General features: G+C 42.2%; 15 protein-coding genes. 4 read left to right on the top strand and 11 right to left on the bottom strand.

What is annotated here, in order from left to right; translation table 11 throughout:
* Positions 1-68: 68 nt before the first annotated feature.
* The 6 genes from HMPREF0999_RS08195 to HMPREF0999_RS08170 form a co-directional block, all read right to left on the bottom strand.
* Positions 69-989 carry a hypothetical protein gene (locus HMPREF0999_RS08195; RefSeq protein WP_004312135.1) on the bottom strand — a complete coding sequence of 307 codons (921 nt, stop codon included), beginning with the start codon at positions 987-989 and terminating at the stop codon, positions 69-71.
* A gap of 76 nt (positions 990-1,065) precedes the next feature.
* The gene (locus tag HMPREF0999_RS08190) at positions 1,066-1,563 is read right to left on the bottom strand and encodes a hypothetical protein (RefSeq protein WP_005939539.1); all 498 of its coding nucleotides are present in this window, start codon (positions 1,561-1,563) and stop codon (positions 1,066-1,068) included.
* Positions 1,564-1,574: 11 nt separating this feature from the next.
* On the bottom strand, positions 1,575-2,003 hold the full coding sequence (locus HMPREF0999_RS08185; RefSeq protein WP_009275656.1) for a hypothetical protein: 429 nt from the start codon (positions 2,001-2,003) through the stop codon (positions 1,575-1,577).
* Positions 1,993-2,355 (bottom strand): hypothetical protein, encoded by a 363-nt coding sequence (locus tag HMPREF0999_RS08180; protein WP_005939535.1) that lies wholly within the window; start codon positions 2,353-2,355, stop codon positions 1,993-1,995. Before HMPREF0999_RS08180 ends, HMPREF0999_RS08185 begins: the two co-directional genes overlap by 11 nt.
* A complete protein-coding gene (locus HMPREF0999_RS08175; protein WP_232306303.1) occupies positions 2,356-2,652 on the bottom strand; it encodes a hypothetical protein in 297 nt (98 codons plus the stop codon).
* 172 nt (positions 2,653-2,824) lie between these two features.
* Positions 2,825-3,958, bottom strand: coding sequence for a hypothetical protein (locus HMPREF0999_RS08170; RefSeq protein WP_009275655.1), 1,134 nt, complete (start codon positions 3,956-3,958; stop codon positions 2,825-2,827).
* A gap of 310 nt (positions 3,959-4,268) precedes the next feature.
* On the opposite strand from HMPREF0999_RS08170, the gene HMPREF0999_RS08165 reads away from it, so the two are divergent.
* Complete coding sequence (locus HMPREF0999_RS08165; RefSeq protein ID WP_004312130.1) at positions 4,269-4,925, top strand: recombinase family protein; 657 nt, start codon at positions 4,269-4,271, stop codon at positions 4,923-4,925.
* Positions 4,926-4,930: 5 nt separating this feature from the next.
* Positions 4,931-5,731 (top strand): YqiA/YcfP family alpha/beta fold hydrolase, encoded by an 801-nt coding sequence (locus HMPREF0999_RS08160; RefSeq protein ID WP_004312129.1) that lies wholly within the window; start codon positions 4,931-4,933, stop codon positions 5,729-5,731.
* A 97-nt stretch (positions 5,732-5,828) separates the two neighbouring features.
* On the opposite strand, the gene HMPREF0999_RS08155 is transcribed toward HMPREF0999_RS08160, so the two are convergent.
* On the bottom strand, positions 5,829-6,371 hold the full coding sequence (locus tag HMPREF0999_RS08155; RefSeq protein WP_009275654.1) for a hypothetical protein: 543 nt from the start codon (positions 6,369-6,371) through the stop codon (positions 5,829-5,831).
* A 25-nt stretch (positions 6,372-6,396) separates the two neighbouring features.
* Positions 6,397-6,936 (bottom strand): DUF2958 domain-containing protein, encoded by a 540-nt coding sequence (locus HMPREF0999_RS08150; protein ID WP_010183962.1) that lies wholly within the window; start codon positions 6,934-6,936, stop codon positions 6,397-6,399.
* A gap of 222 nt (positions 6,937-7,158) precedes the next feature.
* Between HMPREF0999_RS08150 and HMPREF0999_RS08145 the strand changes: the two genes are divergently transcribed.
* Positions 7,159-8,652 carry a DNA methylase gene (locus tag HMPREF0999_RS08145; RefSeq protein ID WP_009275653.1) on the top strand — a complete coding sequence of 498 codons (1,494 nt, stop codon included), beginning with the start codon at positions 7,159-7,161 and terminating at the stop codon, positions 8,650-8,652.
* Entirely contained in the window at positions 8,645-9,061 is a 417-nt protein-coding gene (locus HMPREF0999_RS08140; RefSeq protein ID WP_010183964.1) for a hypothetical protein, read from the top strand. The genes HMPREF0999_RS08145 and HMPREF0999_RS08140 overlap by 8 nt, the downstream gene beginning before the upstream one ends.
* Positions 9,062-9,340: 279 nt before the next feature.
* Here the strand turns inward: HMPREF0999_RS08140 and HMPREF0999_RS08135 are convergent, their stop codons facing one another.
* From HMPREF0999_RS08135 to HMPREF0999_RS08120, 3 genes are all read right to left on the bottom strand, one after another.
* Positions 9,341-9,829: an SLOG family protein gene (locus HMPREF0999_RS08135; protein WP_227195320.1), complete on the bottom strand. Its 489-nt coding sequence runs from the start codon at positions 9,827-9,829 to the stop codon at positions 9,341-9,343.
* A 5-nt stretch (positions 9,830-9,834) separates the two neighbouring features.
* Positions 9,835-10,416: a hypothetical protein gene (locus tag HMPREF0999_RS08130; protein WP_004312124.1), complete on the bottom strand. Its 582-nt coding sequence runs from the start codon at positions 10,414-10,416 to the stop codon at positions 9,835-9,837.
* 1,263 nt (positions 10,417-11,679) lie between these two features.
* Entirely contained in the window at positions 11,680-12,312 is a 633-nt protein-coding gene (locus tag HMPREF0999_RS08120; RefSeq protein ID WP_004309326.1) for a hypothetical protein, read from the bottom strand.
* Positions 12,313-12,736 lie beyond the last annotated feature (424 nt).

Raw genomic sequence — 12,736 nt, 5'->3', positions numbered from 1 at the left:
ATCCGTTAGCGGGACAAAGACGAAGTGTATAAAAGCGTATGACATGCCGTGCATCGTTAATAAGGCGTTTAATCCGTTCCGTTTTCAATAGAGGAAGTGCCCCCAGGCTTATCATCCGTTCTGTCCTCTACGGGGCTTAAATCAGGTCGAGGAGGGTCATCATAATAAAATGTTCCCGGGTCAGATACGTAGTATTCAAATATGCAGTCAAGGAGAATAACTTCTGCTTTCGTATAACGGGATACGGGTTCTGCCATATAACCCGGCTTTCTGTTTTCACGTATGGCCACAGCCAGAATGCCAAGGATTTCTATTACTTTCTGCCAGTCCCATACATGGTCTTTTCCAAAGAGAAGGCCGATGGAATCCGACAGTTCTTCAGGCATTTCCTTCTCCATTTTCAAGACCTGAAATATGGACTTTGCCAGCGAGTCAAATACTTGACCCTGCTGTTTGAGAACATGTCGGGCAGGTCTGCCTCCGTCGTTCTCCGTTACCGCCAATTCCATAACCTTGTTGAAATAACAATTATATGATTGGGCCACCTGACCGGCAGTGTTGCGTCCTTTAATGAACCGTACAAACTGAAGTGCGTTGAAGTCCAATATATCAGACGGTGTCTCAACAAAGAGAGAAAGGCGTTGTTCCTGGCTTACGGAAAACACATAGCTTTTTGAGAATTGCTCCATGGTTAGATGGCCCAGGTTGGCAAGACCGGTCAGGAACTGACGGACTGTAGCACGTTGCCATTGCCACTTCCTTGCAAGTTCAGATATGGTGGCAATAAACTGGCCGGGAAGTAATTTCAGATTTCCTACTACAACGGATGTGGAATATGTTCCTGATGTCGCTCTGGTGAGCAGATCACAATAGGCTTCCAGTTTGCTGTAACGGTCCTCTGATTTAGGCTTCAGATACTCCAACAGGGAGCGGTCTATGCCCTGTGGGTCATTCAATTCAGGAGAAGAATTGTTTTTATTGTTAGTCATTTGCGTCATTTTTAGATTACATTTAAAAAGTGGGAAAAAAGCAAGCAAGGAATATATATTCCACATGTAAGTGGCATTAATAGTAGTTCTTCATTATCCAGTCCATCTGGCTTTTAAAACTGTCGCAGTCTTCAAGTACGCTTTTCTGCTGAAGGACTCTTTCAGACGGATAAAAGACAGCTGCCACACTTAGCAGGAAAAAAAGCTGAAACACACTGTTCATATAAGGGGTGGCATAACATACCACTGCTATCAGGAGTGTGATAAGCCAAAACCGTTTCCTTTCATGCAGAATATGAAGGGTACTATCGGCAATCCTTCTGTTCAAAAGTGCCAGCGTCAGGATGCTTGACAGTCCAACTGCCAGATTGGGCTCTGTCATACAACAGCACCAGTTGATGAAGATGAGTGTAAGCATCATAATACTTAAATAAAATTTTCTTGCACTGTCAAATACTACCATCCTCCACATGAAGCTTTGCATGCAGCGGTACGGTTTTTTATATAAGCAAAAAAATGCCAGAAGTAGCAGGAACGGGAACAAAAAACGGATGATGGTTAATGTATGTATCATAGTGAATTCATTTAGTTATTTGTATTCTCAACGTGTTCCTGCTCTTTTCTCTGGATTGACTCCAACCGTTCAGCTATGCGCCTGTTCAACCGGACATTATAGCTGAACGATTTCTGGTCAATAGTGGGGTCTTTTGAAAGTTCTTCATCCGTTTCGATGAGAAGATTCAGATAAGAATCCAAATTGGAATCGTGATTCCTTTTCTCATCTCCTATGGCATAATCATCAGTCAATGAAGTCATCTTGTCCAACGTATCAGGGTCAATATCATCGGCCAGGTCATAGGCCCTTTTAATGCTTCTCATAACCATCAGGCAAGAGAATATGAGGAAACACAGTATAGCCTTGATTATTATATTCAGGTCAAATACCATCATCGCCAGTACAGCCAGCAGGATGACTGTAAAATAAAAAACATAAATTTTCCTGTTAGTATTCATAATCGTCAAGTTCAAGTTTTATTATACCGAAAGAAGCTTTCTCTATAATGTATTCGACATCACGCAAAGTGAGCGCATCATGCTTAATCCGTTCAGAGGCTGAAGGGTCTTTTTTGCAGAGAGCCAACAGACCCATGTTCAAATCGTATTCATTGATGTTCCAGGTACAGGACCTCTTGAAACAGTAATGTTCCCTGTAGCTTTTCAAAGTGATAGCTTTAAACAGCAGCGGCTTCAGCATTCCATCCTGAAGTATTCGCATCTCTACCAGTTTTTCTGTACCGATAACCTTTATCCATGTCCTGTTTTTCTGTATGATGTCTGCAATGAGGTAATACGTTTTCCTGTTCATTCAAAGTCCGCAGTTGAAGTCATTCATTATCTGGACATGCTCTCGCTTTTCTATGAATTTTCCACGACGTTCATGTAGTCGCAAATCTTCAAAAATGTCAGCAGACATAACCTCAATGGAATTGTAGATGGTAACATATAACTCATGGATAAGACCGTCCGTATGTGTCTTGCAGTTTATCTTGAACATACGTTCCGTCACCGGATAACAGTAGGCGCAGCATTCATGTCCGTATGCGGTAGCGGATGATGGCACTATGTGGTAAAGAATGGCAAGATCCGCATTCATCTCAAACATGTCCAAAACCTTTTCGAGAGGCTGAGGTTCGTGTACTTCATAAGGAAGTACGGCATAATCTTCGTAAGTCTTGATTTCCCCAAGCCAGTAATTATCAATAATGGCTGGCAACAATATGGGACCGGATGATCTGAATTTTAAAATAGCTTCCTGTAACATGATATTTATATGATTAGATGGTTGATATGTATAATCGAATTAGCTGATTCGGTATTTTTGTGGTCACATCCCGATCGATTAAGTGTTTGCTGTCTAATCTGGAAATGATAGCCGGATAATCCTTTGCCATATCCGTCATAAGCCGAATCTGTTCCGGTGTCAGCATTGTTATGGCAAGGGCATCTATCGAGAGATAAGGTTGTAACATCATCCACAAGTAAGCATTGGCATATTGCGAATCCTTTACTATACCACGTTTCAGTTTCTCATGACAGACTTTGGCATTCAGAAGCAGACGGCGGCCTGTCCTCATGGACATATAGGTAATAGTTTCATCAGCCTTGATTTTACCATTTGATGCTTCCTTATAAATGCTGTCACAAATATTGGCCGTCATATCAGTAATATCCGCCATACCCAAAGCTGAGCACTCGTCAATGGAAGCAAGAAAGCTTCGGAAGAAGAAGTCTTCCATACGGATAAATCGAAGAAGCGCATCTTCTGAGTGTACCCCATGTAATTTATATGAAAGCAGAAACTCTGAGTAATCGGCAAGTAAGTCTCTAATATTCCCGGTATATACAGGAATGCTATCCAATGAGGAAAAGAATACTGTTGCATGTCGCTTTAATGAGTCAAGTTCCTTATCCTGACCATAGATAGAAGTATGAAGTTTGACATATGCCACATCGCTTAGAGTAAAGTTGTCCGCAAGCTCCATCAACCTCGTGCGAATGGAATCCGTTATACTGTCAAACCTCATGGTCAGACCGGCATGAGCCGTAAACGAAGGGTCTTTCTGAATAAATTTGTAGACTGTGTCTGAGCATTCATACCACAGATTGATAAATGAGGCAAGTTGCTCGGCATTGCACGTTTCCTGTGATCTGACAGTCTTATAAAGATTATCGTATTCATTCAGAGCTTCATCAGAGGACTCAAAATCATATTTCTCATGATTGTTGCATGAGTAAAACAAGAGTACAGAGCATAAAAAAATCAAGTGAAAGATTAAACTCATTTGAGTATTTTTTCTTTCACTTGATTTACTTTCTTTCACTTGTTTTCCTGAACCTGCGTCAGACATACCAATCAAACCGCTACTACAGTGATTCTTACCGATTAAATTTCTATATATCATTGGCATAATTTTGTTTGTTATGTGGCAAATGTATAGATAAAATTCCACATTGTCAGTATAAAATATTCAGTTTATACTAATTTATATTTCATACTCATAATAGTATGATTTATAATACATATCTATTGATAATAAGAAGTTGTTAAAAAAGAAGTCGATTATAAAATCTGTCATATCAGTATGATTACCAATATGAATATAATTTATACCTTTGCATCAGAGTCGTGTTCATTATACTCTTGGAGAATTATCATACTATATATTTTTCAAGACAAGATAAGACATCTATTTGATTATCAGTCAAAACCTTTATAATATGGCAAAGATAGGTTACATTATGGCAATATCCCAGTATGACAAACTGGAAGAAGACAGGGAGTGGATGAATAACTTCGGATGTATACGCATTGTAGAGGAGTGCGATGAGAACGAACGCAACAGGCCGCTTTGGAAGCAACTCATGGTTGCCCTGCAAAGGGGGGATGAACTTGTTATCCCCAAATTTTCAAATGCCATCCGTGGCAGTCGGGAACTGGCTACTTTCCTGGAATTTTGCCGGGTAAAAGCTATTCGCGTCATAAGCATACACGACCGGATTGATTCCAAGAACCAGCTTTTCCCTGAAACCAAGCCATCGGATGTGCTGGAAATGATGGGTGCCTTACCTGAAGAAGTACTTGCTTTGAGAAAGACTGCCGAGCATATGGTGAACCTGCAGGCGAAGATGATTGCATCATTACCGAAGGTTTCTTCCACAAAATTACAAAAGCTCGACAGAGAAAAGACAGTTATCAATCTGTATGCAGCCGGTCATCCTATAGATGAGATATGGAGAGCAAGCGGCTTCAAAAGCAGAAGTTCTGTGTTCCGTATTCTGAACAAGCATGGCATCAAACTCAATAGAGGAAACCATTCCGGACCTATCAAAAAGAAAAATGAAGAGGATACATCGAAAGATATGGATAAAAGCTGACTATAATGAAAAAGATACTTTTCCTTCACGGATTCTTTGCCACAGGAAGTTGTCCGATGGCAGTTGCTCTGAAAGAAGCATTTGAAAATCATGCCTCCGTCTTAACGCCAGACCTTCCGCTTCATCCCAAGGAGGCATTAAAACAGGTACGCTCAATCATTGAACAGGAATCGCCCGACCTGCTGCTGGGTAACAGCTGCGGATCTTTTCTTGCGCAGATGCTCGCCCCGATAGTCGGCATCCCGGCATTGCTTGGCAATCCGCACTTTGAGATGACGAAATTCTTGAAAGAAAGAATCGGTGAGCATCAGTACAAAGCCCCACGCAAGGACGGCAATCAGACGTTTATCATAGATGAAGCTTTAATCGAAGAGTTTGCCAAACTCGAAAAGATTCAGTTTGACTGCTGTAATCCGTATTACAGAGACCGTGTCTGGGGACTATTCGGCGAACAGGACAGACTGGCTCACTATGAGCCCATGTTCCTGGAGCATTACAACAATTCCCATCATTTCCCGGGTGCGCATACTCCCACAGAACAGGAAGTGAAGACCTGGTATGCGCCCTTGGCCATGAAGATGCTGATGGAGTTTCCTAAAAAAGAAGAAAGATATTTCCGTCATTTCAAGGGTGGTACCTATAAATATATCCATTCCGCTTTTGACAGTGAAACTCAGGAGCGGATGGTTGTATATCAGGCTCTCTATGGAGAGAAATCTTATTGGGTCAGACCGGAAAAGATGTTTTTCGAGACTATAGAAAGGGACGGAAGACGCTTTTCAAGGTTTACGGAAATAGACATCTGAGTGTTTAAGGTTTATCCGCATAGCAGCTATAACCGTACGACTGCAACGAGTAAAGGAACAGAAGACCATCCCTGTGGCTCCTGTTCCTTTGTTCTTATCACTCAATTTCCGACGTAATGAAATCAATGTGACCGGCAAATATATCATCGGCATCAATCTCATGTTCATTGCCCCGGTCGTTTTTCTCATCTCCTATGATGGTTATTCTTCCATCATTGCTAACCCTCACTGCAAGGATTACCACATCACAAGGCTCATCATAGTCATACGCTGCCACTATCGGGCAATCACCCTCAAAGTGCCATTCATAGCCATCGGCAACCTTCTCACCATATTGGCGAATTGCAGAAACGAGCTCTTCCTGTTCGCGATGCTTTACCTCCTGCACGCTATCATAGATTGAAAAATTCTTCAACCTGGTATCCCTTTGTTCATGTACCTCCTTGCCATTCTCTTCATCTATGCCAAATTCATGAAACTGCACCGGAACATAATCTGCAGGAACTGCCATCCATGAAATGTTATTCAAGAAGTAGTCGTGCTCTACAAGGAAAAGTTCAACGTCCTCTCCAACCATATTCTCCGGAACGTTCAAAACATCGATGCGGACATTTGCGCAATCCACAACAATAATCTTCATAGCTGTCCAATTTTTAAGTTATACATTAGTTTTCATCATAAAGTCTTGACAAGAAAGACTGAAGTTCTTTATCCTTTACCTCTCTGAGGGCACAAGATTTGAAACTCCTATCCTGTTCTATCTTCAATAAGCCGAGTCCGTACTTACTCGCATCATAAGTGACATCGGCCATTTCAGATGCTGACATGTAGCCGTACTCTGTTTCATGTAGACCGACCACTATACCATATAGGGTGAAGTCATCTCCTTCGGGCTGTCCTTCCATAATATACCAACGGATATTGCCAAGGTGAAACACTGCGATGCAAAGCGCATCCTTTCCTTTTGCGTCCTGTGAATACAGGGGATAATCACTCAGAGCCTCTCTCAGTTCTGGAGTTACCAGACGATTGTTGAATTTTGTTACTGTCATAATATCTGAATTATTTATTTCCCTTTTGTTACAGCCTTTCAGCTGTGTGTCGGGAAGATTTTTCTGCATCAGAAGTTTGGAGAAGGCAAATAAGGCAAGAATGGCATGAAGAATACTCTTTAAGTGCCTGTCACTTAAAGGAAGATTGTTCACAAGACACGTCTTGCAGTTTGACAGATCCAAGATAACTTCGCTGAAAAATTTTCCTCTGACACGACAGCGGATGTGCTTAAAGGCAGACATATAACAGGTGAAAATCACTCCGGGACTGCATGTAAGAGTGAGATATGGGCTGTATATAACTGATAAGCAATAACAATATTAAGGAATTTTTGGAGGATTCTCGTTATCTTTGTATCGTTTTCCGGAAATATAATGAGTACAGAGCCATTACGACAATATATAGCCATAGATCTGAAATCATTCTATGCTTCAGTAGAATGTGTTGAACGGGGATTGGATCCACTCGACACATGCCTTGTCGTGGCTGATGCTTCACGAACGGAAAAGACCATCTGCCTGGCTGTTTCGCCGGCATTAAAGAAGTATGGTACCGGAGGTCGTCCTCGCTTATTCGAGGTGATTGAGAAAGTACGTGTGGCAAACAGGCAGCGAGGTAACAGTGGAAAATCCTACTCGAAGAAGGAGCTGGACAGCAATAAAAGTCTGGCCATAGACTATGTGGTGGCTCCTCCCCACATGGCTCACTACATAGAATACAGTACAAGAATCTACGACATCTACCTGAAATATATAAGTCCGGATGACATCCACGTGTATTCCATCGACGAGGTCTTCATCGATGCTACCACCTATCTCGCGACTTACAGGATGACTGCTCATGAGCTGGCAATGAAGATGATCCGTCATGTCCTTTCGGATACAGGCATTACAGCTACGGCAGGAATCGGTACCAACATGTATCTGTGCAAGGTAGCCATGGATATTGTGGCCAAGAAGATGCCACCCGATGAAAACGGTGTACGCATTGCCGAACTTGACGAAATGACTTATCGCAAATTGCTTTGGGAACACACTCCTCTCACAGATTTCTGGCGTGTAGGCAAAGGTATTGCCAACCGGCTTGCCCAGTACAATATCCTGACGATGGGTGATGTAGCCAGATGCTCTATAGAACATGAAGGATTCCTGTACCAGATGTTTGGAGTCAATGCTGAACTGCTTATTGACCATGCCTGGGGATGGGAACCAGTTACCATGGAATATGTGAAAGCCTATAAGCCTGAAAGCAAATCATTGAGTTCCGGACAGGTTCTCCAGTCGGCTTACACTACGGATATGGCCCGTAATGTGATACTTGAAATGGCCGACAGTGTGTCGCTCGACCTTGTGGACAAGAGGCTGCTCACTGACCAGTTGGTGCTTACCGTCGGATACGACATTGAATCATTGACCAACCCTTCAATAAGGGAGAAGTACCATGGTAAGATTACAACCGACCATTACGGCAGACAGGTGCCGGTCAATGCTCATGGCACCATCAATATTGAGGAGCCGACTTCTGCAGGCAGTATCATCTCCGAAAAAGTGGCTGAACTGTACGGCCGCATAGTGAATCCTGTCCTACTCGTGCGCCGTCTTAACCTGTCGGTGAATCACCTCGTACATGAGGAGCAGTATAAAAAGCAACCTAAAATCGTCCAACTCGATCTTTTTACTGATTACGAAGAGTCAGAAAGACAGCGGAATGCTGACTTGGAAAAAGCTGAGAAGGAACGCAGACGTCAGGAAGCCATCCTGAGTATAAAGAAGAAGTTTGGTAAGAATGCCATCCTGAAAGGCATCAACTATGCAGATGGAGCTACCCAGAAAGAACGTAACCAACAGATTGGAGGACACCATGAGTAAATATGACGACATAATCAACCTGCCACACCACGTATCGAAGAACAGGACACCCATGTCCATGGAGAACCGTGCCGCCCAGTTTGCCCCGTTTGCAGCTCTCACCGGTCATGACGAAGCGATAGCAGAAACAGCAAGGCTGACTACCCCCAAGAAACTCCTTTCTGATGATGAGATGGCAAGTCTTACAAGAAAACTCACCTGCGTCATTGAACAGGTGCCGGGACAGGAAGAATACACTTTCGTGCATTACGTACCTGATGCTCAAAAAGAGGGAGGCAAATACGTGTCAATAACAGGTACAGTCAAGAAATACGACGAGATGACAAGAACAATCACGTTATCGGACGGGAAAGTGCTTCTGATTGATAATATTCTGTCTATCAGAAGACATGGTACTCCGGAGTTATAACGAGTTATACCGAAGTTTCGTTCACCAAAATACGCAAAGACCCAGCAAGGATAAAAACTTATCCCTGCAATGAAAGCGTGATTGTCCTGTAGAAGCTGATGGCAAGACCACTCCTACTCACCTGTACTTGACTTATATATCAAGATTGCTATCTGTCTCTTCTGAAATCGTTCCGTTCATCTCCATTCCACCATACTTCCACGATGTAGAAGAAAAGACGGAAGACGAAAAAGACAATAACAGTATCAAAAATTTCATTCATACTCGTTCCATTTAAAATCAATACACATTAATAATCGGGATGCTCCTCGCCCGTGCCTTTTTAACGGTGTAGTATGTTCCACCTTTCCCACGGCCATCATAATAGGCAATGAGATATGAAGCATTCTCAACCATAAACTCGTCCCGGTCAAGGAAGCACCTCGGATAATAGCAGTCACTGAGCACAATTACCTTATCAGCCAGTTCAAGCAACCGTCTATAAACTCTTTTATCATAGATATTATATCTCTCTGCCTGGCCTTCAAACGGTATGGCTGCAGTCAGAGATATTCCGGGCAAATTACATTTCAGCGATTGTACCAACTGTGCTGCCATCAGGTCTATTCCCAAAGCAAATCCGGAAATGAAATTCCTGATGCCATGGTCATAGGCTTCGGATATTGCTGAGGTAAGGCGTTCCTGAATAAATTCCCTTTGGGAAAAGTCATAGAACCGATGTCCTGTAAAAGCAGCTGAGACTGTCCTGTCAAATTTCAAATCATTCATAATTGTCATTTTAGTACGTATTTATAGCTTGTTTTGGCAAGGAAGATGCCGTTGGTCACATGAGCTCCGGCCTGTTCTAATTGGGAGACATAGGCATTAAAGGATGCACCCGTTGTGACTACATCATCCCAAATGCAGACCTCCTTGTTCTTGAAGAAATCAGCATCAATCTCAATGTTGTTCTGCTCATTTATCCGTTTGGCACGCTCTTCCTTTTTTATCTTTGTTCCATGGACTGCAGTACGTTCACCGATGACACTCACATGAGAGAACCCGTCAATGGCTCCGGAAAACTTGCATACAAGCTCGGAAAAATGTCTGTTTCTCATTTCGTTACGTTCCGGACTACTTGCAGGGATGCACGAGAATACCACATTGCATATCTTACGGCCAAACTTCTTTACAAGGAACTTTGCCACGCATTTGGCCACCTCCAGGTGGTTGCGGCCATCCTTGTAGTCATAGACAATCTGACGGTCAAAAACTGCGTCCATTCCTATGTTCTTGATGCGTGAAGGAAAATATCGCAAGAAACTAATCAGTTCCTTGTCTTCCTGACCTTTGATGTAAACATTCACTGTGTTCATACTGCACTCTGATTTTGTTTCCCTTTTGTTAAGTCCTTTCGGACTGTGATCGGGAAGTTTTTTCTGTTTTACAAAGTGCAGACAAACCAATACAGCAAGTCTTCAGTGGACAATACTCTTTTCAAGGAAAAGGAAGATTGTTTACTAAGAACGACTTGCCAATTTGGTGATGGATGCAACAACTTTGCAGAAAAAAGTTCGCTGAATCACAAGTAGGAATGAAGACACAATGGTTAAAATACTAGTATATAGGAACTTTATAACTGAATACAATCATTATAACTGTCGGGTGGGAAATGTCCTGCACCGCCAACAGCAAGTACGGCATCAAGGAGCTCTCCACTATCTTTGATAGCGGAATGCTCCTGACGTACCTTTGACAGAGGGGTGTTCTGGATATAGTCGATTCACTCGACCATGGACAGAATACTTCTATGGCAAACTGTTAGAGGATGCGGACATTGGTGTGGGCGAAGATTACAGAAATGAAAACTCTATGATTACAAAAACCAATGGAGGCGTCAGCTGATAAAGAAGTAAGAGTATAGCATTATAACTGTCGGGTGGGAAATGTCTCGCATCGCCAACAGCAAGTACGGCATCAAGGAGCTCTCCACTATCTTTGATAGCGGAATGCTCTTACCGTACCTTTGACAGAGGGGTGTTCTGGATATAGTCGATTCACTCGACCATGGACAGAATACCTCTATGGCAAACTGTTAGCGAATGCGGACATTGGTGTGGGCGAAGATTACAAGAAAAAGAAAACTCTAAGATTATAAAAGTCAAGGGAAGCGTCAGCTTATAAAGAAGTAAGAGCATAGCATTACAACTGTCGGGTGGGAAATGTCCTGCAACGCCAACAGCAAGTACGGCATTAAGGAGCTCTCCACTATCTTTGATAGCGGAATGCTCCTGCCGTACTTTTGACAGAGGGATGTTCTGGCTATAGTCGATCCACTCGACCATGGACAGAATATCTCTATGGCAAACTGTTTGCGAATGCGGACATTGGCGTGGGCGAAGAGTAAAAAAAGTTCTACAAATAACGTTACAGATTCAAACATATATCAGAACTGACTACGTCTTATAAACAGGAATTTTGGCTATGGAATAACAACCAACGACTTTTCAAGGAATATATTCACTACTTTCCAACCTGGAATGTAAGTATTAAAAGAGGTAATCAACCGTCAGCATACTCGATCTTCAAACAGTCCACATCGGGGCTTCCCGATATGGTCTGTTTGAATTATAACTATATCAGTCTATGTCATAACCTATCACACAATCATCATTGATAAGCAGATAATAATAACCGTTACCACAATTTCGGTATTCCTTGCTGAATCCGGCTATCATATCACCATTCTCTTTCGGTTCACACCAAAGTGTCCCGTCATAACCGCAAAAGTCAAACCTATAGCTTGAATACTTCTCTTTCTTTTTGAAGGCTTCCCTGAAGCATGCCATCACCATGTAGCCGCAATACTTCTCGATGGTGCTCAATCTGATACATTTTCCGTCAATACCTGTTCCTGTGGTTATATGGTTCTCGTAAAGGGATTTTGTCAAATCCGCACCTGCAATCCTGCGCAACCAATCATTTGTATGTGTGGCAAGTCTGGCAAGTTTCTGGTATTTGAGAATCATCTTCTTTTCTGCCTCTTCTTCATTTTCAGTGGTCGGATAATAGACTTTCTCAATGCTTGACCAGGCATTGAAAACATAACCTCGTTTGCGTTTACCTTTTGCAATAATGCCAATCACTCCCTCTCCGTCACTGCGGTTAATGAACAACTTTCTACGTTCTCCACTAATTCTGACATACAATGATGTGGGGTTCTTTTCGTTGCGAAGATACTCTTCTGCCGGATGAATCTTTTGTACTTCCATATCTATAAGTATTAAAATTAATCATTTCCCTTTTGTGAAATCATGACAATTTCAAAGGGCTTCAAATTTTCACGCTCCCGATACTGTGAGACATGGAAGATAAGACAAGTAAATGGCTGTAGATTTGTATGGAATACCCAAATCTCTGATTTGCGGAAGGTTGCCATACCAATCTGAGACACATTAGAGAATCGGTACTTGGCGTTCGGACATTCACAGTAATTTTGCGGTGAAAATCTGACAAGCCGTGAATTGTCAGCATACAAAAAGCTTATGAAATATGCTTTAATCAATTACAAGAAGGCGAATTTAGATTCAACTATAAAGGGTTTATTTCATTTGTCTATCAATGATTTAGAGAATTATCTTTCATTCATCCAATGTCCACATGTATTCATGTCCACACGTTTACATATATACACCT

It is taken from the genome of Parabacteroides sp. D25, assembly GCF_000307475.1.
Taxonomy (GTDB): domain Bacteria; phylum Bacteroidota; class Bacteroidia; order Bacteroidales; family Tannerellaceae; genus Parabacteroides; species Parabacteroides distasonis.
Note: the sequence above shows the minus strand (reverse complement) of the source record. Positions and strands in the feature narration are given on the sequence as shown.